Origin of the sequence: Streptomyces sp. NPDC087300, from assembly GCF_044744425.1 — a bacterium.
Taxonomy (GTDB): Bacteria; Actinomycetota; Actinomycetes; order Streptomycetales; family Streptomycetaceae; genus Streptomyces.
This window is the reverse complement of sequence record NZ_JBIUYI010000024.1, coordinates 21,357-43,607: the sequence shown is the minus strand read 5'-3', so window position 1 is coordinate 43,607 and position 22,251 is coordinate 21,357. Positions and strand designations below refer to the sequence as shown.

Below are 22,251 nucleotides of genomic sequence, written 5' to 3'. Positions count from 1 at the left end.
CGCACGGCCGCGTACGACCCCGCGAAACCGATGCCGGCGATGACGACGGCACCGGCTACGACCACCCCGATGAGTATCCGGTGGGTGCGTGTCAGCCGGATGGGTATCGCGCTGGTCCCCGCCGCCACGTCTACCACTCCTCTAAACCCGGGTCACACTCCTGATAGGACTTCACACTGCCACGCCCGGCGGATCACGTCCCTGCCTTGAGGACAGTCACGGTCGGATCTCCGCACAGTCGGCAGAGTCCGCCGCGCACCGCCAGGCCCGCCGTGCCCGGTCGGAGCCGGAGAGGAGCGGGACCGCGCCGGCTGCACGGTCCCGCCAGGAGGCGTGATGAGGGGAAAGGCTCAGCGATCCTGGGACAGGGCGTACAGCTCGCCCAGGAGGCTCCCCTCGGTCGCGATGAGGTCGTCGAAGGTGCCCTGCTCCCGGATGCTGCCCCGCTCAAGGACGATGACCCGGTCGGCCATCCGTACGTTGTCCAGCCGGTGTGTCACCACCACGGTGATCCGATCGGGGGCGGTGGCCCGCAGCTCGCGGAAGATCTGGTGTTCGCCGCGGGCGTCCATCTCGCTGGTGGGTTCGTCCAGGACGAGGACGGCCGGGCTGCGATACATCGCCCGCGCGCACGCCAGCCGCTGCCACTGCCCGCCGGACAGTTCGTGCCCGCCCCACACCGAGCGGGCGAGCAACGTCCCCAGTTCGTCGGGCAGTTCGCGCAGCGCCTTGGTCATGCCGACGCGCTCGGCGGCATCCCAGATCCGCTCGTCGCCGTGCTCGCGCGGCTGGCCGAGCGTGATGTTCTCGCGGGCGGCGAGGGGCCAGTGCCCGTTCTTCTGCGGGACCAGGCCCACATGCCGCCACACCGATTCGGCGTCGGCGCCGGCCAGGTCGACGTCGTCCCAGAGGACCTTGCCGTGCGTGGGCACGGTCAGTCCGGTGAGCATGCGGATCAGGGTGGATTTGCCGGCGCCGTTCTCTCCGACCAGCGCGACGATTTCGCCGCGGTCGACGGTGAGCGTGATGGGCTCCACGGCCGGACTGTTCTTGTTCGGGTAGGTGTAGGAGGCGCAGTCCAGTCGGATCCGCTGCGGGGCGGCGGCCCGCGTGGTGCCGCGGGCGGTGGCCATGGTGTGGACCTCGTCGATGAACTCGTAGTAGTCGGACAGGTAGAGGCCGTGGTGGAACATGACCGTGCTGTATCTGATGATTGAGTTCAGCGCGCGGCCGGCGGTCTGGGACGCGACGACCGCGGTGCCCGCGATCGCCGTGGACATGGCGCCCGCGAGCACCAGCGCGGCGAGCGAAGCCCACATCCCCAGGGTGAACAGACCGCCGAGAGATGCGGCCAGCAGCGTGATCCGCAGGTAGGGCTGGGCGCCCTGAAGTTCGCGACGGATGATGCGATCGCTCATCGCCTGGTACCAGAAGTGCAGGTAGGGCCGCATCGTGTTGGCCCGTAGCTCGTCGGCGAGGGTCTCGGTCGTCAGCCACCAGCGCATCATTCCGCGGACGTTGCGGGCGGACAGGGTCCGGTCGTGGACGCGGTAGTCGATGCGCGCCGCGATCACGCCGCCCAGCCCCCGGGGGACGACGGACAGCAGCAGCACGCCGAGCAGCATCGGATGCAGGGACGTGAGCACCGCGGCCGCCGAGGCGAGCTGGACGAGTCCGTTGGTGAAGGTCTTGGCGTCATCGGCCAGGTCGACGGCGCGCAGCGCACCGAACTCCGCTGCCTGGCTCCGGTCGGCGAAACCCTCCGCGTCATACGCGGCGAGCTCGGCACGCATGTGGAGGTCGACGAGCTGGAGGTCCGCGGCGGAGGCGATCTTCGGGTTCAACCGCCGGGTCGCCCAGTCGGCCAGGATCCACATGCCCGCCCCCGTGGCCATCGCGACGACGGCGACGGTCAGCGCCGGCCACGCGTCGGCCAGACCCGTACGCGGATCGGAGACGGTCAGCCGGGGCAGCGCACGGGCGACCGAGCTGAGCATCACGGCCGTGCCGATGCCGGACAGCAACTGGCACACGATGATCGTCAGGGTCATACGGCGGTCGACCGCCCAGGCCAGACGAGCTGTCTGGGCCAGGGCGGACGGGATGCGGCGGGCCATCTGCCACAAGGTGACCTCGTCCATCGCCCGCCGGTGCCGACGGCCGTTGAAGTCGAGCTCCGGCGGCAGCGACGGCCGCGGGGTTCCGGTCCGGGCACCGGGCACCGCGGCAGCCTCGTCGTAAGCGCCCGACGCGTCCGGAGTCGGCGTGGTCGTCTTCTCATCCGGGGCGCTCACGCGGACACCTCCGCGGTGAGCCGGTGCGCGGTGCAACGGCCGCGGGCGGTGGTGCGCAGGCCGTCGGCCCGGGGCCGCCAGAACTGGCACAAGGCCGCGCCGCGTTGGCCGTGAGTACGCGAGGCGTGCCGCTGGGCTCCACCGAAGGCCTTGAGGGCCGGGCCGGAATGCCGTGGCGTGCGGGCCTTGCGCTCGTCGGCCGGCAACCACGGGGACATGTGCGGGCAGTAGGGGGCGCTGCCGCGCACCGTGAGCTGCCAGATAGCGGAGTCCACCCGCCGATCGTCGGTGGTACGGATCGACGGGCGGGCGCCCAGGACCAGGACCCGGCCGAGGCAGGTGATCAAGGCTGAGGCACGAGGGGCGGGGATGCGCGGATCGGTCATGCGGCCCACCCCGATGACGGTCGTGATGCGGAGGCGAACACCATGCGGCGCGCGTCGAGAGGGCCTTGGAACGCGATGGCCCCGGGGGCCTGGGCAGGAGGATTCTCGATCACGGGACGAAGGGCGGCAAGCACGTGGACGGTATGCACGGATTCTCCTTGATCGCGGTGACTGAGCGGAGCGCTCGGTCAGCCCCCTGACGACAGCGCCGATGGCTGACGGCCCCAGGCCGACGGGCCACCGGTCTCCTGTGTCGGGGCCGGCGAGTGATCCGCGGAGGGCAGCTTCGCCGCCACCGCTGACAATCAGAGGCGGTCTCTTCCGCGATCCGGACAACCCGAAGCGGCTGCGGGACGTCGAGCGGCCGTGCGGGCGCGAGCCGGTGACCTGCGAGGGAAACAGCGGAAAGGTTTCTTGAACGACAGCGCAGTGGCCCGGAGGTCAGGGGATCTCGACGTGGCCAGAACTGCTCTCGGGCAGGGTGAAATCGTGCGAGGCGTCCCCACCCACCGGCCCGCCGACGGCTAGCATCAGCACTTTTGGCAACGGGTGTGCCGAGTGGCCAGGGGCCGCTCGGCATCGGCGTGCACGGTCACACGGGAGTCGTGCCGCTCTGCGAGGCGGCGGCATAATCACTGCATGGCCTTGCACTTCGGTCGGTTCCGGGATCCGCGCAGCACGGAGTACGACTACATCAGCTTCATCATCGTGCGGTGTTCCGGTTGCGCGAAGGCGGCCCGCGTCGTTCCAGCACCCGAGGACTCGGATTCCGCGGAACGGACGCTGTTCACGCCGCGGCGCCTGGTCTGCCGTGGCTGCGGACTGTCGCGGGTATGGGACGGCCGTCTTGTGACGCTCTCGCGCGGCACGACTCAACCCGCGACGGATCCCTACTTCGGCATGCCCCTGTGGCTCCAAGTTGAGACCCGCCATGGGTGGCTGTGGGCGTACAACCTCGAGCATCTCGACCTGATCAGGTGTTTCGTCCAAGCGCCACTGCGAGAACGAGGACCCTGGTACGACGCTGGACTCAAGATGACCTTGGTGGCCCGCCTCCCGGCATGGATCAAGCGATCAAAAAGCCGGGACGAGGTCCTCCGCGCTGTCAGTCGGATCCGCTCTTCACTGGGGGAAGCCTGACGGCAGCCCCGGATCCTGCGGGCCTTGCCGGGGTGCCGTGGTGTGCCCTGAGGGCCGACTCGCGCTTGCGGCCTGTGGGGCCCAGGGGAGCGGCCCGGTGGGGCGAAGCCCGGGCAGGCCGTGGCGCGCCGAGTGGCGTCGAGCGACCAGAGGAACGCCGCGAGGAGCGCCCGGCGGAAGATCGCCCAGGCCCATGTCACACGGTTCGGCTCGAACTTATGATCCCTGACGTACTTGACGTGGAGACGCCATGGAACGACGGGAGGCGTCAGCTCCTTGCGTGCCGCCCAGGTGTGGCCCATGCACCAGTGCAACACCAGGACCGCTTGCGCTTCGGGAGTCATAACTCATGCTGTGGGGCGCGTAGTTGACCGGCCGGGCGCCGAGCTGGACTTGTGCCAGCCCGGCGCCTCCACGAGGTCGGGGAACGCCGAAGCACCGTCCAGCCTGCCGCCGCGGTGGGCAGTGGAGGGGCGCGGACGAGACGATGGACAGGACCACGTTCGTCGCTCCGCAGCCGAGGGCCATCGACTCAGCGGCGCTCACGAGGGGGCCCTACGGGCCGGCCCGGCACCGTGTGCGGTGGAGCGCGAGTGTCCGGCGAGTTGCCGAGCACGGGGTGAACTGCCGGTCGGGCAAGAGGAGGACGTCGCGGTCGCGTTCGTCGCAGTCGAGGTAGAGCTGGCACCAGCCCGCGGGGACGAAATGTGCAGTCGCTGGGAGAGGTGTCTCCTTCGGTTCGGAAGGGGCATGTCAGTGCTCGCCGGAGGCGTCCGTGGCGGGCTCCGCGGGGACGGGCAGAAGGCCCATGGTCGGCATGAGGCCGTCCACAAGGTCCGCCAGCTCGTCCGTACGCTCGAAGTCGAACCATCGTGCCTCGACGACCAGGATCTCCTCCCGTCCATCGGGCCAGACTCCGTACAGGAGGGCCTCGCTGAGCTTCTTGCCCCGGCCCAAGCGCCGTTTCTCGGCGAGCACCGCCTGAAAGCGGACGGCTGGGCCCAGCGGCAACTGGACGTCAGATACCCGCGGTTGGCCCTGCATCTTAGCGTGGGGCCACCTCACCAGCCGGGGCAGGTACTCCTCAGGCGATGGCCGTTGGACACCGTCCTCTCCGTAGGCGAAGGCTGAGAGCTCTGCCAGGAATACGCCGCCCTCCGTATAGGCGGCTGCGGTCAAGACGGGGCCGGACTTGTATGCCGTCAGAGCACGTTTCTCCAGCTCTTGCTGGAGCGCTGCCCTGCTGACGCTGAGACGCTGTGGGGCGAACTGTTCTACGCGCTCTGCGGCGATATACCGGGCCTCTGCCCGGATACCCAAGTGGAGCGTCAGCCCGAGCCAGCCATCATCGAAGTCGAGATCAACAAGGTAATCGTCCTCAGGGCCCGGCGAACTCGCTGTTGAATCCTGACGTTCCTGTTCCATTACGACACCTCGCCAAAGAATGAGGACGCTGGCAGTGAGTCCACTGCCAGCCATGCCTATCCGCGCCGCCCCACACGGCCTCGTGCTCACCACATCCCTTCGCCCAAACTCCTGCCCGGGCCCTTCGCTCAGAGCCGATGCCGCGGACCGGTTCGCCAAGGCCAACGACTTCCCGATCCTCAACTGCCGTTCCCGCGCTCCTTGAGTGCCCGTGCCGACGCACGGTAGCCATCCTTGACGGCACCTTCCGCGTGGAGGCCTCGAAGAGTTCATTGACGGGCCCCGGGTCAGCTTCGAGACGTCGCTCTTCGCAAGTCCTTTGACCGTTCCTGTGTCGCGGTTGAGCTTGTGACGTTGCGTGTGAACTGTCGAGGAGTGCCCTTCCCTCCCTTGAAAAGTCGCACCCCCTCCACCAGTTCGTGGCATCCACGACTCAAAGCGCTCGCCATGGGGGCGTCCTCTTCGCAGGCGACAGGGCCTCCGGCTTCGTCGCGGCGGGCGAGGTCAGCGGTCATCGCTGGTCCTCGGTGATGCTTTCTCAACGCCCCACGAAGGAGGAGCAGCGCCCCAACTATGCCTCCCATGGGGGTGCGATAGCGCGGCACTTGTTCATGCCTTTGTCTTCTGCCGTGACAGGCGCGAACACGCTGAGGTGAGGCGTTGCCATCGTCACCGAAGCCGCACGGAGTGGACCGTGCTCCAACGGTAAGAACGGTCTTCACGACGCATCTTCACCAGCTCAACGCGATCGATCAGAACAGGAACCGGCGGCATCTCGTGCAGTTCCCTTACCGCGGCCCGCACGGGCTGGACGGGGATGGACTTATGGCAGTACCCGATGCCGACGTGCGGTCTGAGGCGGCTGCTGCTCCGCATGGGCGGCAGTCCGCACTCCATCGCCACCGAGGCCAGCTACTGGTGGAGGGCGACGATGGGTGTCCACGGGGCGACGCTGTAGCGCAGGGCCCCCCGCGAGCCGGTGAGAGGCAGTGCCGTGAGATCGAAGGAGCTGGGGGCGCCTTTTTCAACCGTGCCGATGAGCCGTTCCAGGTCGTGGCTGGTGACCTCCTCGGTGAGACCGATGCGTCCGAGCGTGAGGTGATAGCCATCGGGAGCGATGCAGTCGAAGCCGTCGCGATGGCTCAGGGCTTCCTGGCAGTAGAGGGCCTGGGCTACGAACAGCGGGTCCGTGATGGCGAGTAGCCAGTAATACGCGCGTGTCTGGGCAGACCAGCCGGGCCGACTCCAGTGGTTGCCCATCTCCGTAAGTTCGTCGAAGGCACCCCAATCACAGGAAGTGATGGCCACCGGGTCATCGAGATCGTAGGGAGGGGCGGGCGGAAACGTGTCCGAGTGCGACTTCAGGAGCGGTGTCGGTGGCGTCATCCCCTGACGGTGTCCTTCCTGAAGCGTGTGCCGATGCAGGCATCGTGACAGAGCTGGTCAGCTCCCGTACGCGGGGGGTGGCGGACCAGCGGTCAGCGCGTCGCCGTACTCGCGGACAGCGGGGGAGGCCTTCCAGTCGCGTGCGCTCTGTTCGAGGTCATTGGCGCGCTGGACGACGGAGAGAATGAGCGGGCCATCCTGGGCGTCGCGCAGGACCTGCTGGCCGAGCAGCATGGCGTGCTCGAGGTCTCGGCGGCGGCCGGTGACCAGCGTGGTGGCGACGTCGAGGCGCACTAGCTGACGGGTCCAGTCCGAGGCGGAGGCGGCGACATGGCCGCTGATCTCTTCCTCGTAGCGCAGGACGGCGGTGCTGTCACCGAGTGCGACGTGAGCGGTGATCGCATTGGCCAGGGTGCGGGAGCCGCCGTAGGGCTCCAGCGAGATGCAGGAGGTCAGCGCCATGGTGACCGAGTGCTGTGCGGTCAGGTCCTCGGCAGCGCCGATCGCACGTAGGGCACCGTTGGTATTGCCTTGGCGGGCCAGTGCCCGGGCGAGGCCGTTGACGTTGAGGCGGATGGCCTGCGGGTGGTGGGGGCCGAGCGCGATGCCTGAGCTCGCCCAGGCCGCAGCGTCGGTGAAGTCGCCCCGGTAGTAGGCGGACAGTGAGCGCGTGCCGTGCGCCCACATGATGGTCGCGACGTCGTCGATGTCCTGGGCCAGGCCGATGGTCTCGTCGCACAGGGCCTCGGCCAGGGTGTGGCGGCCGGCGTTGACGGCCATGTAGGCCAAGACCGCGGAGGTCTGCGCGGCCGCTTGGAAGAGGCGAGCTCGTTACGACGGGGGCTGTCGTCCGCGCAGTAGCTGGTGCAGGTGGCCCCGCAGGTGGCTGGCCTGCTTGGCCAGGCGCTGGGTTCCGGTAGGGCCGTCGGACTCGTAGATGTCGATGATGTGGTCCAGCGCGCGGTGTGCGCTCTGGATGCGGGTGGCCGCGGTATTGGATGCCAGCAGGTCATCCATCGCGGTCGCCACGTCGACCGGGCTGTCCCATCGATACGCGTTGGCGGGCGCGCCAGGCAGCGCCGTGTCAGGGGTGCGGATGGGCCACAGATCCGTTGGCACACCGAGTCCCTTGAGGAAAGCGACCATCTTGTCGACATGGGTCAGCTCGCGGGTGCCCGCCTCAAACCTCGACACCTCGCTCTGGGTCAGCCCGGTGTGCGCGGTGATGTCGCGCTGAGTGACTCCGGCCAGTCGGCGGATTGTGGTGATGACGGCGCCGAACTCTCTTTCCAGGAGAGCCTGTTGCAGCGAGGGATTGTCCCAGATGTGTGCGGGCAGCCACCCTCCGCGTCGGCAAATCCCGCACAGCGGGCCTGAATTGTAGGCGCTGAGTGGTGCTCCGCACCTGGCGTTGCCGCACCGGTTGTTCCTGGCCACGTCACTCCCGAACTCCCCTGCCGCAGAGATCTTTTAGTCCTTAGGCTATGGGGATTCGCATATGTCATATCCCAATTGGGATGGGATTTGGCAACGAGCCGTGCCACTCTCCCTCTTCGGCCGCTGCTCTGGCATCCCGTTTCCTGAGGAGGTGCCCTGTTTTGCTCGATGCTGACTGGACGGACGCGAACGTCCTGAAGGTTCTTGGCGACCGATATCGGCTGGACGCCTATCATGTCTTCCCTCTGAGGTGCTCGGACAGCACGGCTGTGGCCTGGCATGTTGAGTGCGCAGACGCATCTACGGTCCTGGTGACGCAGTATTTGGCTCGGGACGAGCTGCCCGCGGCGCGGCGCGCCTTGGGCATGTCTGAATTCTGCCGTGCGGCAGAGCTGTCCGTCCCCCGCGTCCGCCCTGACCGCGACGGTGATTTGCTGTGCACCCTGCCCGATGAGGGCACTCTTCACGGCACGTGCTCCGTGGTCGATGCCGACCATGGCGCGGGAGGTCTCCGGCCCTACACCCGAGACCAGGCGGAGCACATGGGGCTGGCGCTGGGGCGCATGCACCAGGTACTGGCGGGCTACCCCCTGCCGTCCCAAGAACCCGTCGGCGCTGAGAGGGCTTGGGCAGTCCTGTGCGCGGCCGACGCAGTGGCAGCTCACGAGGCCGCTTCGGTGCAGATCGTGGCCCGGGGCGCCGCGGCCAGACACGTCGCCTTGGCACTACAGCAGATCCGGCGATACCTGTCGACTCATCTTGCTGAGCTGCGCGGCGCGGTCCCCGCTCCCAAGGATCTGACCGCTCACGCCATCCACGGCCAGTTCATGCCGCCCTACGTCCAGGCGGCTACGGGCCTGCCCGTGGTGAGTGGATTTCTGGCCCGCACCGGATATGTGGCGTGGGAGGTGGCCCGGGCCGCCTTTAACCCGCGCACCGTGGCCCAGGGCCAAGACTGGCAGGTGCGCGCCCTCGCCCTGCTGTACTCCTACCACAAAGCCCATGAGCACTTCCCCGTAGCCGAGTTGGCCGCCTGCCCGCGGCTCGCGGCCCTGGACATGCTGTGCACCCCGGTGTCCTCGGCCGCACCGGCGGAATGGGAACGGCACGTGGTAGCCCTGCGGCGCCTGCTGGACGCGCTTCCGGAGCTGGACGAGGCGCTTCGCCACCTCTTTTCGGCGCCCAGGAGGACGGTGTGAAAGGGGCCGAAGGCCCCGGTCCCCTCACACCGAGCCTTCGGCATACCCGCGAAAGCACCTGGCTTTCCGCCGGAGGCTGGCCGGGGCGCCCCCCTGCTGCCGCACGGCCGATCTCAGCGGCCGCGACGTACCCTTCGCCACCGCGCCACGCACTCACTTCCCCAGGTGTTGATGTCCGCGCCATCGCCCCGCAGCGCTCTGGGCCCCATCAGGCTGCCGCGCGTCGCGCCTTCCGTGAGCTTGTTCCTTATCCACGGCGGTCACGTTCGGTGAGGGTTGCGGGGCGTTTGAGGGTTTTGCCGACGTCGTAACGAGTGGCGGGGTGCCGGTTTCTGGTGCCGGGTGGTCGTCCTGGGCCGGGACGAGACGGTTTCGGTGCACGGGCCGGACACGCGAGGTGCGGATGGATGTGCCGGAACCCGCGCCGGACGCGCGTCGGTGTCAGCGTCTCGCCGGGACGCGTGGTCTTCTCCCAGGGCTTGCGCCTGTCGACCGCGAGCGGTGCGGCGAGGCGGAGTTGGGTGTGCGCGGCGATGACGAGCCAGGTCCAGCGGTCCGCTGCCTGCGGGTCCCGAAGCCGAGGCCGTGTCCAGCCGAGGGACTGCTTGAACAAGCGGAATGTGTGTTCCAGGTCGAACCTGCGCAGGTAGCACGACCAGACGAAGTCGACCGCGACCGGGCTGGCGCCGGTCGCGGAGGACCACAGCCAGACCGGCGGCGCGTCGCGGTCACCGGGCAAGTGATCAACCTTGAGCCGGATCAACGTGCCCTCGATGACGGGGAGTTCGCTGTCGTGGTCGATCCACGCGGATCGCTGCTGCAGCTTGGGGTGCAGTCGGTCCCAGGCGCGGGCATCGGCCTTGCCGTAGCGGGCTGTGTCGTTCACCGTGACCACGGATGGCTCGGGCCAGGAGGCGGGCCTGGCCAGGCTGAACTCCTTGCCATGCCCGGCCGCCCGCCCTGGGGATAGGACTGGGCGTACTCCTTGAGCGAGGGCGCAGGCCGTCGCAGGACACGGTCCGAACGCAGCCGCCCGACCAACTCGACCGGCAGGTCGCGCAGCACCCAGGCCAGGCGCATCACGTCGTAGCCCGCGTCCATCACGACCAGGACGTTCCGGTCACCGCACTGCCACTGCCCGGCCGCGACCAGACGCTCGACCACGGCCCGCAGCTGGCCAGCGGTGACCGCCGCGGCGTCGTCGGCCGGCCCAAGCCGGACCGCGTCCAGGACCTGCGTCCACGACGTGCGGTCCGGGGTGAGCACGGCGACGAACGAGTACGGCCAGCCCGGCACCACGTGGTCCGATGAGCGGCCGTTACGGCAGTGGACCAGGCAGAACAGCCGATCCGGCGAGCAGGCGGCATCCGATCGCAGCCACGGTGAGACGTCCACCGTGAGCACGATCCGCCCGTCGAACCGCGGAAGCGGCAGAGAAACCAGCAGGTCACGCAGGGCGTTCACGTCGAGCCGTGCATGGTTCAGGGCGCCGTACAGCGAGCCGTAGCCGCGCTGGTGCTCAGCCAGCAGCGACAACTCCACCGGCGTCCGCGTCGGACCGTCCGCACATAACAGCGCGTCGGTCAGCTCGAAGAACGCATCCGCCCGCGCAGACAGACATCCGTAGAAGGCCGTCCGGAAGCGGGACAGTTCCACGAGCTCCTCCCGCCCGCCGACCTGCGTTAACACACTCACCCCACGGCCTTCCTGCTGAACTCCCGTACGCAGTAGCGGAGCTCAGGATCGCGAGGAAGGCCGCCCCCGTGCCCGGCGCCTACTGAAATCCGCCCCCAAGTTCGGGGCCTGTTCGAGCCCCTGAAAATGGGGAGTGGGACCAAGGACGGGTAATTCAGGAGCCCAAGATCAGGTCTGCGGGTGGTCTCCGGTGGTGCCGTCGAGGAGTTCACGCACGATGTCCATGTGACCCGCGTGCCGGGCGGTGTCCTCGAGCATATGGATGAGGACCCAGCGCAAGGACACCTCGTTGCCGTTCCAGGCAGTGCCCAGGTCGTCGAGGTCCAGCTCGGCGATCGTCGCGTCCGCGGCTGCCCGGGCCCGTCCGTAGAACTCCACGATCTGGTTGGTGGTTTCATTCGTGGTCACGAGCATGTCTTCGGTGAAGGGATCGAACCAGAACGGCTCGGTCTCGCGTCCGAACGTCGTGCAGAACCACCCGTACTCGACGGTCGCCAGATGCTTCACCAGGCTCAGCAGATTCGTCCCTGACGGAGTCATCGACCGCCGCAATGCGTCATCGTCCAGCTCATCGAGCTTCCAGAGGACCGCATCACGGTGCCGGTCAAGGCTGGCGTGCAGACTCTGCTTCTCATTGCCGGTGAACGGCACATGCTTGATCATGCGCGGAACGTAGCAGCGTGGTCTGACAACAGCTGATCTGGCAAGTGGTCGGCGCCCTGTCGCCCTCACCGAACGTGACGAACGAGGTTAAGGAACAAGGTGAGTAGCTGTGCTCAATCCCTCTGATCCATGACGCTCGGTGACGGATGGACTCCAGGACGGAAAACGACAGTCTGGTTGGGATGGCTTACCTAGGCTGCTGGCATGACGACGATCAGGCAGGTTTCGCTGGGCGTGATCGATGACGTGAGAGCAGGTGAGTTCTGGCGTCAGGCCCTGGGTTATGTGCGGCGGCCTCCGCGTTTCGAGGGTGACGACTGGATCGTTTTGGAGCCCCCCACCGATGTGCCCGGCATCCCGATCGCATTGGACGTGAGCGAGAGCCCTGCGGTGGAGTTTCCCCGCATCCACTTCGACCTCGACGCGGGAGAGCGCGCGCTAGACGAGGAAGTCGCCCGTCTGGTGGCGCTGGGCGCTCAGCGTGTCGACTGGCGGCATTACCCGGAGAATCCAGCGCCTGCAGAACGGCCGTACGTCGTACTGGCCGACCCGGAGGGCAACCGGTTCTGCGTCGAAGGCCGACGGGACGACTGATCAGAAGTGCATGGTCACGCTTCACGAGAGTGTGGTGCTGAAAACGCAGGCGCGCTTGTGTGGCGATGCCGCGCTGGTCAGGCGAGGGCGGTGGGGGCGAGGCGGATGGTGTGCGGCAGCCGCTCGGCTCGGAGGCGGATCGGCCTGGGCTTCACGACGGCATCGGGCCGTTCGACGGGGTGGGGCTCGCTGCGCGGAGGCCGGGGTGGGCGAGTGAGGCGGCGGACCATGAGTGTGATCATGGTCCAGGTGAGGTGGGCTTCGCTGTGGGAGATCAGTGACGCGTACGCAGCTGACCGATGTGGAGTGGGAGTTCATCGAGCCGTACCTGCCGATCGGCGACTATGGCCCGTACCCGAGCGGTTGCGCCAGCAGTTCGAGGGCGTGGTCTGGCGGTTCAGGACCGGCGGGCAGTGGCGGGAGATGCCGCAGGAATTCGGTGCCTGGTCGACGGTGTCCAATCGTTTCCGGCAGTCGCGTGACGCCGGCGTGTTCGAGGCCCTGCTGGAGGGCCTGATCGCGGAGGCCGCAAAGCGGGGTGAGGCGGATCTGTCGCTGGTCAGTATCGACTCCACCACCGTGCGGGCCCATCGCGATGCCGCCGGGATGCACACGAGCCAGCACGTGCTCGCCGGTTTGGAGAAGGCTGCCGCCGAAGAGGAGGAGGCCAGGTCAAAGGGGGCGGTCCCGAGGGACGAACCGGGCAGGACAGTGGTGCCGATCCCGATCGGGACGAGCGGCGACGCGTCCGGGTCCGGCTGAAGGCTGCTCTGCTGGGGCGCTCACGGGGCGGGCAGACGTCAAAGGTCCATCTCGCCGCCGACCGCAAGTGCCGGCCGTTGGCGTTCGTCTTGACCGCGGGACAGGCGGCCGACGGCCCTCAGTTCATCCCGGTGCTGGGGAAGATCCGGGTCCGCGGCCCAGTGGGGCCTCGCACCAGGCCGGACGCGGTCGCCGGGGACAAGGCGTACTCGTCCCGCGGCAACCGCGCCCGCCTGCGCAGGCGCGGCATCGAGGCCGTCGTCCCGGAGAAACGGGACCAGGCCGCCAACCGGAAGAGGGAGGGCCGCAAAGGGGGACGCACCGTCGACCACGACGCCGAGCTCTACAAGGAGAGGAACACCGTCGAGCGCCTGATCAACAAGCTCAAGGCGTGGCGGGGCATCGCGACCCGTTACGACAAGACCCCCGAAAGCTACCTCGCCGGGCTTCACCTGCGTGCCTCGGCGATCGGGATCAAAGACCTCACCCGCACCAGAGCCGAGAGCCGCACAGGTCGTCGAGGGGCGTGGTTTGTCGGGATCGCAGTGGCGGGCTCTCAGCGGCAGCCGCGTTCCCGGATGTCGGGATTTTTCGGTGGCCCGCTGCCGCCCGGGAAGTGGGGATCGTGCTCCACCAGCGCGGTGTCGGTCCGCGGGGTCAGGCGAGGGCGGCGACCAGTAGGGCGAAGGCGGCGATGATGACGGCGACGCGGACGTAGTGGAAGCGGTCCCAGCGGTTTATCTGCTGCTTCCAGTCGGCGGGCCGGCTCTCGGGGGTCCACGTCTTGACCCGGTTGTTGATCGGGACGAGCAGCAGGATCGACATGATCACGCTGAGGATCAGCAGCGCGCCGGCGGTGACGACGAGGCCGGTGCCGGGGTGGTGCCGTCCGGCGATGGCCCAGATCGCGACGAGGACGAGCGAGGTGATGTACCAGAACGGCATCACGGCGCCGCCCCTCCGGCCTCCGTGGGCGCGGCCGAGTAGGTTGCTGTCGTCGGGGAGTGAGTTGAGGGTCGGGTTGATGAAGAAGGGCACGGCGAACTCCACCCCCACCATCACGCCGACGACCACGGTGGTGACGACCTGGAGTGCGTTGAGCATGATGACCCCTCCTGAGATCTAGTGCTGCTAGCTGATAAAGCAATGCTATTGCTACTGCCGCTCTGTTGTCTAGCGATGCTAGGGTCGAAGCATGTCGGTACAGGAACGCAAGCAGCGCGAACGGGCGGAGCGCGAGCGCCTCATCGTGGCGACGGCCCGCGAACTCGCCGAGCAGCAGGGCTGGGACGCGGTCACCACCCGTCGGCTCGCCGAGCGCATCGAATACAGTCAGCCGGTCCTCTACAGCCACTTCCGCGGCAAGCGCGAGATCATCGGCGCCGTCGCTTTGCAGGGCGCTTCCGAGATGGCCGTGGCGACGCGAGCCGCGACCGCCGCCGCGGAAGGACCGCGCGAGCGGGTCGCCGCCCTGGCCCGTGCCTACCTCGACTTCGCCGCACGTAACCCGGCGGTCTACGACGCCCTGTTCCAGCTCGACGGCGGCCTCGCATACGCCCAGGAGGACACCCCGGCACCCCTCAAGGACGCCTTTGCCGCACTCCTTGAGACTCTCGGCGAGGTCGCCGGGGACGGCGTCGACCCGGGCCTGTTCACCGAGACGTTCTGGGCATCCCTGCACGGTCTCGCGACCCTGACCCGGGAAGGGCGATTGCCTCCGGAGTACACCGAGCGCAGGGTGCAGTTGCTGGTGGACCGGCTCGCCATGGCCTGACACACCACCCCGGCGGGCACGGCGAGGCCCTCGGGCCCCGCCGCTGCCTGCCTGCGGCATCGCTCCCGGTCACTCGCGCGCTCGCGGCGCAGCCGCAGATCGCCGGGCCCCGTACCCCCGACGGGGCGCCCGCCCCGCAAGCTGCGATGCTCATTGATCACGACCCGATACGCGCCCTAGGCTGCCTCGGCACGGGCCGCCATGGGGCTGGTCTCGACGTGATGAGCGCGGGAGAACGACCAGTGAACCGCTCCAGGGAGCACGGCAAGTTGGTGCGAGACCGGATTCCGCAGATCATCCGCGAGGGCGGATCCGAACCCGTCATCTACACCGCGGATGCGGGGGAGTATCGCAATCGCCTGCGGGACAAGCTCGGCGAGGAGGTCGCCGAGTTCCTGGAGGCCGACGACACCAAGGCACCCGAAGAGCTCGCCGACGTACTGGAGGTTGTGCACGCGCTCGCCGCGGACCTGGGGATCCGCGCAGCCCAACTGGAACAGATCCGCCAGGCCAAGGCGAAGGAGCGCGGCGAATTCGCTGAGCGGATCGTCTGGACCGGCAACCGCTGATCGTCTCGACGCGGCGTCGGTGCAGGATGGCGTGCACAACTGGGCGCGCGATCAGGGGCGTTGGCAGGTACTCGGCACTGCGTACCGTGCGGTGCGCCGCTGGAGCGTTCACCGGCACCTCTTGCGCTGTTGGTTGGCCAGATGGTGTGGCTGAACGCTGGCAGCAGCCCGTCCCGGGGGCTCCTGGACCGGGCGGATGCCGCGGGGCCTGGCGCACCGCGTCGTGGCCTCGCCGCGGCACGTCAGGTGGCCGGCAGGGGGGCGGCATCACGGGACATAATGCAGGCGTGGACCTGAGACCGGAGTTGTCGCCGCCGTCCGTGAGCCGGCAGCGGCTGGACGAGCTGTGCTCGGAGATCGAGCGCATCGCTGACTTGCTGGCGTCCTGCCCGGAGGCGGCGGATGAAGCGATTTCCGCTTTCAACGCGTTCACTGGGCACGACTACGAGGCCTCCGCTTTCACCGAGTACGACGGGAGCAGGGGGCTGGAAAAGTTCGCGATGGAGGCGGCCCGGCCGGTGCGCCCCGTGATCGCGGACATGTCCCGGGACGAACTCGTCGAAATTGTCCGCAGACTTCTGACGGCCGCCCCGGACAGCGACTACTACCGGAGACTTCTACAGGCGAACGTTCCGCACCCCCGAGTGAGCGATCTGGTCTTCCACCCCGCTGACGATCTCAGCCACGCATCTGCGGAGCAGATCGTCGACGCGGCTTTGAGGTACCGGCCGATCGCACTCTGAACTGCGGGGAAGCCTGGTCGGCCATGGCCGGTTTCCTCGTGCGGGCGCAGGCGATGGCGAGGACGGGAGCACGAGAGTGCGCAGGCGGTCCTACAGGTCACAGGACGCGGCGGATGGCCCAGTCGAACTGAGTCCAATACCCCTTGGTCAGGGGGACGGTCTCCACGGTCTTGCCCGGGCGGGGCGCGTGGACCATGTTGCCGCCGCCGATGTAGAGGCCGACGTGTCCCCAGTTGCCGTCGTTGTTGATGACGACGATGTCACCGGGCTTGAGGTCGGAGCGCGAGACGGAGCCACTCAGGGACCGCATGGCCTGGGAGGTGCGCGGCAGGGTGATGTGGGCGCCCTTGTAGAAGGCGTAGACGAGCAGTCCGGAGCAGTCGAAGCCGCCTCCGCTGGCGCCGCGGGTGGTGCCGCCGCCCCATACATAGGGGGTTCCCTGTTGGGCGAGGGCGGCCTGGATGACGTCGCCGGCGCGGCCGCTGACGGCGGTGTTGTCGCTCGTGGCGGGGGCGAGTTGGTCGTATTGGCGGATGAACCCGGTGACGTCGTCGGCGTAGGTGCCGGAGTGGTTGTAGCGCAGGATCGCCCGGCGTAGCTGGGCGTCGTCGCTGAGGTCGGTTTTGCCGGTGCCGCAGAGGTAGGCGGCGGTGCCAAGTGCGGCGTCGAAGGCGTTGTGCGGGTCCTTGGTGCCGTCGTTGTTGCCGTCTTGGCCCGAGGCGCCTTCCCAGGTGGAGGGCAGGAACTGCATAGGGCCCACGGCCCGTTCGAAGGACGCGTCGCCGTCCCAGCGGCCGCCGTCGGTGTCGCGGAAGGGGGTGGTGTTGCCACCGATGCCGCTGCCGTCCAGGCGTGGGCCCAGAATGCGCGGGGTGATGTTTCCGCCGGGGGAGATCTGCCGGCCGCCCGCGTGGTTGGACTCGACCTTCCCGATCCCGGCGATCACCGACCAGCGCATCCCCCGGCACTTGGGGCGCAGTGTGCGGATGCGATCAGCGGCGTTGCTGTAGGCGGCGAGCATCACCGGGCTCACCCCGTCCACCTTCGCCGGAACGCCCTGCCCCAGGCCCGGGGCGCCGCCTGCTTGGTCCTCGTGCTCGGCGGCGCCGCCGGCCACCGCGGCGACGAACAGGATGCACAGGCCGAGCACGAACGCGATCGGACTGAGCAGCAGTGAGGAGGCGAGGAGGGCCTTCTTCACACCGCTCACGGACGCCTCCGGCGCCGCTGTGGTGCGGGCTTTCTGCCCGGGCGGGGCCGCGCGGGCGGGGCTGGACGAGGCTGCGGAGCACGCTGCTGGATGCGGTGCAGGCGCCGCTGCAGCGCGGCCTGGGCCGGACTGGCCGGCGGCTGCATGATGCGCGGCGGAGCGAGGCGTCGCTGTGCCCCCGCGGGGTTGGGTTGCCTCGGCCTGACGGGTCGGAGCCTGCCCGCACCGCCGGCCGTGGGAGTGCGGGGCGGGGCGTAGCGGCCCAATGGCGGGCGGCCGGTGGTGATCCGGCCCACCGAGCGCAGGTTGTGCCAGTACTCGGCTCCGAAATTCTGCACGGGTGGCATGTACCGCTGATGCACCTTCGTCAGGCGCTTGCCCAGTTGCTGTGCCCCGCCTCCCATCTGGCCGGGAACGGCGGCCGCGGCCGCCGCGGTGCGCCGCGCGGCCCGGGGGCCGTAGACCGGCAGGCCGATCGTCGACTTGAGCCCTGCTTTGGCCACCGCAACGCTGCCCCGGGCCGCGCCCAGCGCTACCGCGCCAGTCGCCCGGGCGGTCCCCAAAAGCAGCTTTCCGGTACCGCGTGGCGGGCGGGCGGCCAGCAGCTTGCGGCCGATGCCGCGCCCTGATGCCGGCGAGGAGGAGCTGGCGTTCGGATTGCCGCCGAAGATGCTGGAGTTGAGACGGGTCCGCACGCGCGCGGCGGCGTTCTCGGTGGCCTGCATCAGGTGCTTGCGGTATGCGAACGCGCTGATGCAGATGATGTCGATGACGATGAAGCGGGTGGTGACGCCGCCGGGCAGAGCACTTTCGGAGGCGTTAATGACCGCGGTAATGACAACGATCAGCACGGCGAGGGCCATGATGGCGACGATCATCAGCGCGAGTGAGCGCAGGATGGAGGTGGCCCGGGACCACAGCCAGGAGCGTCCCGCCCCGGGCAGCACGCCGACCACGAGGGCGACCTTGGCGATCATCGCTTCCTTGGCGATGCAGAACTGTGCGTACAGGAAGCTGCCGGCCAGGACGGTGATGAACAGGGAGGTGAGGAACGCGGCCAGGAGCATGAAGAAGGCGCCGCCGACCTTGTCCATCGAGGCCTTCTTCAGCGACGCGGTCGCATCGCCCTTCACACAGTCCTTCTCGAATTTGGCGACCGGCCCCTTGGCCTGGATCTTCTCCTTGACGATCGCGTCGGGCAGGCTGCTGTAGCTGTCCAGCATGCTGCCGATGGCGCCGCCGACCCACGGGATCTTGTCCCGCGCGATGTCCTCGTCCATGTCCAGGAGCTCGTCGATGTAGCTGTCGACGACGGCTTGTTCGATCCGCGATTCCTGGAACCTCCTCTCGCAGGCGTCCTCGAAGGTCTGCCCGTAGGAGAGCAGCATCGCGGGTCGTACGACGAAGGCGTCGGCGAGTGCGTCAGTGATCGGGCGGGACAGCTGGTGCGATTCCTCCGACTCCCACCCGCCGCCCCCCTTGCCGGAGTTGTCCAGCGTGGTCGGCTTGTCGTTCTTGCCATCCTGGTTGTCCAGGATGAGGGCGGCGACCTCGACGGCCAGGGCGCGAGTGGTGGCCACGGCGCCGTCCTGCTCGGACAGCAGCATCTGCGGCGGGGCGGCCAGCGTGGTGACGGCGAGCGCGGAGATGACCAGCGCGGCACCGGCCTCGCCCCAGCCGCGGGCGCGCTGACCGAACATCAGGTGCCAGCCCGCGATGAACCCCGCGTACGTCAGGCACACGCCGGGCAGTCCGATCTGCACGATCACGTTCGCGTACAGCGCGTCGGAGACGATCAGCGCCGGTTTGAGGAGGAGCCCGGCGAGCTTGAAGGACAGCGACCAGGCGATCAGGAAGCACGCGAAGGACACCAGCCACTTGGTGGCGAGGAACAGCATCTCGACCAGGAACGCCTGGATCTTGAGGTCCCAGTCTTTCCAGCTGCCGGTGTCGGAGTAGATGCGGTAGGCGGAGACCGGATTGCCATACCGGTCGGTGACCTCGAACGCGGACAGCACACCACCGTTGCGCCGGTCCTGCTTGTACTTCGCGATCCGCTTGTTCCAGTCGGCCAGCCACTGAGCCCGCTTCTGCGCGCGCTCCTGATCTTTGTCCGCCTCATCCTTCTCTTCTTCCTCCCGCGCGTCGGGGGCATAGGGGACCGGGGGGTCCTCGCCCCGCTCCTCAGAAGGCAGCAGCCCGGGTGTGGTCGGCTCCAGGCCCGGCTCGTACCGCGAGGGCGGAGGAGCGGGCGGCGGCTCCGGAGCCGCCCCGGCACTGCCGGCCGTCAGCAGTGACAGCAAGGTGGCAAGGAGCAGCAGCGCTGCGCCCAGGGCGAAGGCGCGCCGCGGACTGGCCCAGCTCTGGGCGCTGGACAGCAGGCGCCTGCCTCGCGAGCTCGTGCTGCCGGCGCCGGTGCTCATGCCACGAGCCCCAGGGGCTGGGAGTGGATGGCCTCGGCGGCCTGTTCGTCGGCGGGGATGAGGATCTGCATGCCGCTGATGCGCCCGTTCAGGTCGCGGTGCAGGCACTCTCCGGCGCGTGCGGCCTTTTCCTGGTCGTCGACGTTGATGGGGGACAGGCTGGTGGTGACCTGGTTGATGAGGTCTTCGTCGCCCGGGTCGCAGCCAAGGAAGCGCAGGCCGCGGATGGCGAGGTGCCGGTCGGTGTGGCGGAAGAGGAACCGGCGGGGGATCAGGCCGAGGATGACCTGTCCGATCTCGCTGTCGGCCGGGCCGATGTCGTTGGGGTCGTGCGAGCCCACCAGGGCGCCGGAGTTGTGCTTGCGGCCGTCGCGGACGACCTCCAGGAGCAGTTCGCAGCCCTCCGGGCTGGAGGTCAGCCACCAGCACTCGTCCCAGACCACCGCGGTGAACTCCTCGTCCCGCGCGAAGGCGATCTTCCGGCACAGGGCGGCGATCAGATACATCACCGAGCGGCCGAAGGACTTCTCGAACTCGAGGCGGTCCAGGCGAGATCCCTCCAGCTCGCGCTTCTTGGGCAGCGCGAGGGAGGCGACGGAGAAGACAACGGAGTCGGCCTCGGAGGTGCGCACCACGGGCAGCTTCTCGTCGAACAGGGCGCGTCCCAGGTCCTTGCGGGCCACCGCGGCCAGACGGCGGGCCATCGTGCGCGAGGCGGGGTCTTCCGCGCCGCGGGTGGCCAGCTCCTCGGCCAGCACCCGCAACGACGCGCGCGGCCCGGCGAGGACGGAGGCGATCGCCTCGGAGAGCGCGATGCCCTCGTCGCTCATCGGTGACATGCCCAGCAGCAGCGTCAGAAACGATTCGGTGAAGCGCTGGGCCTCCTGCGGGTCGGTAAAGATCCGCAGCGGGTCCAGGGACACGGAGGCGGTGTTGTCGATGGTGATGACCTGCGTCTCGCCCGGGCAGGCACGCGCGAACTTGACCCACTCCTGCTTCGGGGTGCGGTCCACGATCACCGCGCGGCCGCGGCTGCCGCCCGTGCCCAGCCGACGCCCGGCGGCCAGGATCGCGTAGACAGCCGACTTCATCGCCACGCTCTTGCCCGCCCCGAGCTCGCCGACATACGCCGCCGAGGCGGAAGCGTTCTCACGCGGCGCCCGCGGGAAGTCGGTGTGCACCGGCCGCAAGCCGCCGCCGGCCAGCTGCAGCCCGTACAGCGGCCCCGCATCATCGCCCAGCCCGCCACCGGAGAAGGGGCCGGCCATCGCGAAGTCCCGGGCGAGCAGGTACTGGGCGTACTGCACCATCACGCGCGGAGTCCGGGCCCCGGGCAGCATCCCGTACCAGAGGTTCTCCATCTCGCCGCGCGGCCGGTCAAAGACGTACTCATTGCCGGCGAAGTGGCCGCGCAGTTCGGTGGCACGGCGCTCGGCCTCTCCCGGGCTGTCCCCCCACACGCACAGCGTCGTCATCGCGCGCACCTCGACCTCGCTGGCCGAGGAGGTCAGCCGGTCGCGGTACTCATCCATCCCCGAGGCGGCCTTGTCGATGCTGGCCGGCGGCCCCGCCGCCTCGCCCTCGTACTCGCTGTACTGGCCGGCCAGTTCACGGGCCTGGCGGCGCGACTTGGCTTCGGCGCTCGCCCCGCCCTCCACCGCCAGGCGCACCACCCAGTCCACCGGGTAGGGGAACTGGTCGACGTCGGCGAGGTATTCGCTGCCCGGGAAGACGAAGCTCTCAGGCATCTGCGACAGCCCGAGCAGCGCCTGGTAGGAGGTGCCCCACTCGGTCGTCGAGGACAGCCACCGCCGCTCGAAGACGGGCGTGCGCGCCGTGCCCCGCCGCTTCTTGGACGCCGCCACCTCCTGCTCTGGGGGAAGGCGGCCCTCGGCGAGCACCACCTGGCCCAGCGCGGCCACCGAGCGGCCGCGCCCGCGTGTGGTGTGTGCCGCCGGTTCCTCGGGCAGCAGCGGCTCGATGACACCGCGGCGCGCACTGTGCCCGTAGATCCACATGATCTCCGCCTCGCGCGCCGGACGCATGCGTACCGTTGAGGGCCAGCTGGCCGCGAGATCGGCGGCCTGCTCCAGGCGCTCCAGTTCATCCCCGGCCGACACCGGCGCGGGCAACAGGCCCAGCTGCCAGGCCACTTCGGCCTTGGCCGCGCGCAGCGCCTCGCCCACCGCCTGGCGCCGAGAGGCGGGCAGTTGGATGGCGAGCCAGTCGGTACGCCCGGTCAGCTCCAGCTGTTCCAGCTGGTCCAGGACGGTGTGGGCCAGGCTCGTGTAGCGCTCGGAGGCGGCCAGGTTCACCCCGGCGGTCATCTTCTCCACGACGGTGGCCGGGTTGACCTGCGGGCACAGCGACAACAGCATGGCCTCGCCGCGCAGCTGCTTGACCAGCGACTCCATGCTGTCCAGACGCTGCTTCTTCGCCCGCCGGGAAGCATTGGCGTGCGCCGCTCCCTCCACCCGCCACAGCGCCCATACCGTGCCGTGCACCGTCCAGAGCACGTTGCCGGACAGGTGCCTCACCGGAATCCGCATGA

General features: G+C 68.9%; 17 protein-coding genes and 2 pseudogenes. 7 read left to right on the top strand and 12 right to left on the bottom strand.

What is annotated here, in order from left to right; translation table 11 throughout:
• Positions 1-350: 350 nt before the first annotated feature.
• The gene (locus tag ACIO9J_RS43495; RefSeq protein ID WP_402011515.1) at positions 351-2,117 is read right to left on the bottom strand and encodes an ATP-binding cassette domain-containing protein; all 1,767 of its coding nucleotides are present in this window, start codon (positions 2,115-2,117) and stop codon (positions 351-353) included.
• 173 nt (positions 2,118-2,290) lie between these two features.
• Positions 2,291-2,680, bottom strand: a complete 390-nt coding sequence (locus tag ACIO9J_RS43490) for a hypothetical protein (RefSeq protein WP_402011500.1) — start codon at positions 2,678-2,680, stop codon at positions 2,291-2,293.
• Positions 2,681-3,319: 639 nt separating this feature from the next.
• Between ACIO9J_RS43490 and ACIO9J_RS43485 the strand changes: the two genes are divergently transcribed.
• Entirely contained in the window at positions 3,320-3,820 is a 501-nt protein-coding gene (locus tag ACIO9J_RS43485) for a hypothetical protein (RefSeq protein WP_402011497.1), read from the top strand.
• Positions 3,821-4,573: 753 nt separating this feature from the next.
• Here the strand turns inward: ACIO9J_RS43485 and ACIO9J_RS43480 are convergent.
• From ACIO9J_RS43480 to ACIO9J_RS43465, 4 genes are all read right to left on the bottom strand, one after another.
• Complete coding sequence (locus ACIO9J_RS43480) at positions 4,574-5,245, bottom strand: hypothetical protein (protein ID WP_402011494.1); 672 nt, start codon at positions 5,243-5,245, stop codon at positions 4,574-4,576.
• 912 nt (positions 5,246-6,157) lie between these two features.
• Entirely contained in the window at positions 6,158-6,631 is a 474-nt protein-coding gene (locus ACIO9J_RS43475) for a hypothetical protein (RefSeq protein ID WP_402011492.1), read from the bottom strand.
• Positions 6,632-6,688: 57 nt separating this feature from the next.
• Positions 6,689-7,411, bottom strand: a complete 723-nt coding sequence (locus ACIO9J_RS43470; RefSeq protein WP_402011490.1) for a hypothetical protein — start codon at positions 7,409-7,411, stop codon at positions 6,689-6,691.
• Between the two features lie 51 nt (positions 7,412-7,462).
• A complete protein-coding gene (locus ACIO9J_RS43465) occupies positions 7,463-8,068 on the bottom strand; it encodes a helix-turn-helix domain-containing protein (protein ID WP_402011487.1) in 606 nt (201 codons plus the stop codon).
• Between the two features lie 161 nt (positions 8,069-8,229).
• Between ACIO9J_RS43465 and ACIO9J_RS43460 the strand changes: the two genes are divergently transcribed.
• Positions 8,230-9,267, top strand: coding sequence for a hypothetical protein (locus tag ACIO9J_RS43460; protein ID WP_402011484.1), 1,038 nt, complete (start codon positions 8,230-8,232; stop codon positions 9,265-9,267).
• A 247-nt stretch (positions 9,268-9,514) separates the two neighbouring features.
• Here the strand turns inward: ACIO9J_RS43460 and ACIO9J_RS43455 are convergent.
• Both ACIO9J_RS43455 and ACIO9J_RS43450 read right to left on the bottom strand, forming a co-directional pair.
• Positions 9,515-10,962 (bottom strand): annotated as a pseudogene (locus tag ACIO9J_RS43455) (NF041680 family putative transposase).
• A gap of 168 nt (positions 10,963-11,130) precedes the next feature.
• Positions 11,131-11,625 carry a DinB family protein gene (locus ACIO9J_RS43450; protein ID WP_402011482.1) on the bottom strand — a complete coding sequence of 165 codons (495 nt, stop codon included), beginning with the start codon at positions 11,623-11,625 and terminating at the stop codon, positions 11,131-11,133.
• A 204-nt stretch (positions 11,626-11,829) separates the two neighbouring features.
• Here ACIO9J_RS43450 and ACIO9J_RS43445 point away from each other — a divergent pair, with 204 nt between their 5' ends.
• Entirely contained in the window at positions 11,830-12,219 is a 390-nt protein-coding gene (locus ACIO9J_RS43445) for a VOC family protein (RefSeq protein WP_402011481.1), read from the top strand.
• 277 nt (positions 12,220-12,496) lie between these two features.
• Positions 12,497-13,475: pseudogene (locus ACIO9J_RS43440) on the top strand (IS5 family transposase); the annotation flags it as partial.
• Positions 13,476-13,638: 163 nt separating this feature from the next.
• On the opposite strand, the gene ACIO9J_RS43435 reads toward ACIO9J_RS43440, so the two are convergent.
• Positions 13,639-14,085 (bottom strand): anthrone oxygenase family protein, encoded by a 447-nt coding sequence (locus ACIO9J_RS43435; RefSeq protein ID WP_402011478.1) that lies wholly within the window; start codon positions 14,083-14,085, stop codon positions 13,639-13,641.
• A gap of 91 nt (positions 14,086-14,176) precedes the next feature.
• On the opposite strand from ACIO9J_RS43435, the gene ACIO9J_RS43430 reads away from it, so the two are divergent.
• From ACIO9J_RS43430 to ACIO9J_RS43420, 3 genes are all read left to right on the top strand, one after another.
• Positions 14,177-14,755: a TetR/AcrR family transcriptional regulator gene (locus ACIO9J_RS43430; RefSeq protein WP_402011474.1), complete on the top strand. Its 579-nt coding sequence runs from the start codon at positions 14,177-14,179 to the stop codon at positions 14,753-14,755.
• A 242-nt stretch (positions 14,756-14,997) separates the two neighbouring features.
• On the top strand, positions 14,998-15,324 hold the full coding sequence (locus ACIO9J_RS43425; protein WP_402011472.1) for a nucleoside triphosphate pyrophosphohydrolase: 327 nt from the start codon (positions 14,998-15,000) through the stop codon (positions 15,322-15,324).
• Positions 15,325-15,611: 287 nt separating this feature from the next.
• The gene (locus ACIO9J_RS43420) at positions 15,612-16,067 is read left to right on the top strand and encodes a hypothetical protein (protein ID WP_402011469.1); all 456 of its coding nucleotides are present in this window, start codon (positions 15,612-15,614) and stop codon (positions 16,065-16,067) included.
• Between the two features lie 97 nt (positions 16,068-16,164).
• Here the strand turns inward: ACIO9J_RS43420 and ACIO9J_RS43415 are convergent, their stop codons facing one another.
• The 3 genes from ACIO9J_RS43415 to ACIO9J_RS43405 are packed head-to-tail and all read right to left on the bottom strand — an operon-like array spanning position 16,165 to position 22,249.
• Positions 16,165-17,277, bottom strand: a complete 1,113-nt coding sequence (locus tag ACIO9J_RS43415) for an NlpC/P60 family protein (RefSeq protein WP_402011466.1) — start codon at positions 17,275-17,277, stop codon at positions 16,165-16,167.
• On the bottom strand, positions 17,274-19,700 hold the full coding sequence (locus tag ACIO9J_RS43410; protein ID WP_402011463.1) for a hypothetical protein: 2,427 nt from the start codon (positions 19,698-19,700) through the stop codon (positions 17,274-17,276). Before ACIO9J_RS43410 ends, ACIO9J_RS43415 begins: the two co-directional genes overlap by 4 nt.
• A complete protein-coding gene (locus ACIO9J_RS43405) occupies positions 19,697-22,249 on the bottom strand; it encodes an ATP-binding protein (protein WP_402011460.1) in 2,553 nt (850 codons plus the stop codon). Before ACIO9J_RS43405 ends, ACIO9J_RS43410 begins: the two co-directional genes overlap by 4 nt.
• Positions 22,250-22,251: the final 2 nt, after the last annotated feature.

What these genes read in the sequence shown, in the direction of transcription:
- ACIO9J_RS43495 (WP_402011515.1), bottom strand. Translation starts at nt 2,117, where the DNA reads ATGGCCCGCCGCATCCCGTCCGCCCTGGCCCAGACAGCTCGTCTGGCC.
- ACIO9J_RS43490 (WP_402011500.1), bottom strand. Translation starts at nt 2,680, where the DNA reads ATGACCGATCCGCGCATCCCCGCCCCTCGTGCCTCAGCCTTGATCACC.
- ACIO9J_RS43485 (WP_402011497.1), top strand. Translation starts at nt 3,320, where the DNA reads ATGGCCTTGCACTTCGGTCGGTTCCGGGATCCGCGCAGCACGGAGTAC.
- ACIO9J_RS43480 (WP_402011494.1), bottom strand. Translation starts at nt 5,245, where the DNA reads ATGGAACAGGAACGTCAGGATTCAACAGCGAGTTCGCCGGGCCCTGAG.
- ACIO9J_RS43475 (WP_402011492.1), bottom strand. Translation starts at nt 6,631, where the DNA reads ATGACGCCACCGACACCGCTCCTGAAGTCGCACTCGGACACGTTTCCG.
- ACIO9J_RS43470 (WP_402011490.1), bottom strand. Translation starts at nt 7,411, where the DNA reads ATGGCCGTCAACGCCGGCCGCCACACCCTGGCCGAGGCCCTGTGCGAC.
- ACIO9J_RS43450 (WP_402011482.1), bottom strand. Translation starts at nt 11,625, where the DNA reads ATGATCAAGCATGTGCCGTTCACCGGCAATGAGAAGCAGAGTCTGCAC.
- ACIO9J_RS43445 (WP_402011481.1), top strand. Translation starts at nt 11,830, where the DNA reads ATGACGACGATCAGGCAGGTTTCGCTGGGCGTGATCGATGACGTGAGA.
- ACIO9J_RS43435 (WP_402011478.1), bottom strand. Translation starts at nt 14,085, where the DNA reads ATGCTCAACGCACTCCAGGTCGTCACCACCGTGGTCGTCGGCGTGATG.
- ACIO9J_RS43430 (WP_402011474.1), top strand. Translation starts at nt 14,177, where the DNA reads ATGTCGGTACAGGAACGCAAGCAGCGCGAACGGGCGGAGCGCGAGCGC.
- ACIO9J_RS43410 (WP_402011463.1), bottom strand. Translation starts at nt 19,700, where the DNA reads ATGAGCACCGGCGCCGGCAGCACGAGCTCGCGAGGCAGGCGCCTGCTG.
- ACIO9J_RS43405 (WP_402011460.1), bottom strand. Translation starts at nt 22,249, where the DNA reads ATGCGGATTCCGGTGAGGCACCTGTCCGGCAACGTGCTCTGGACGGTG.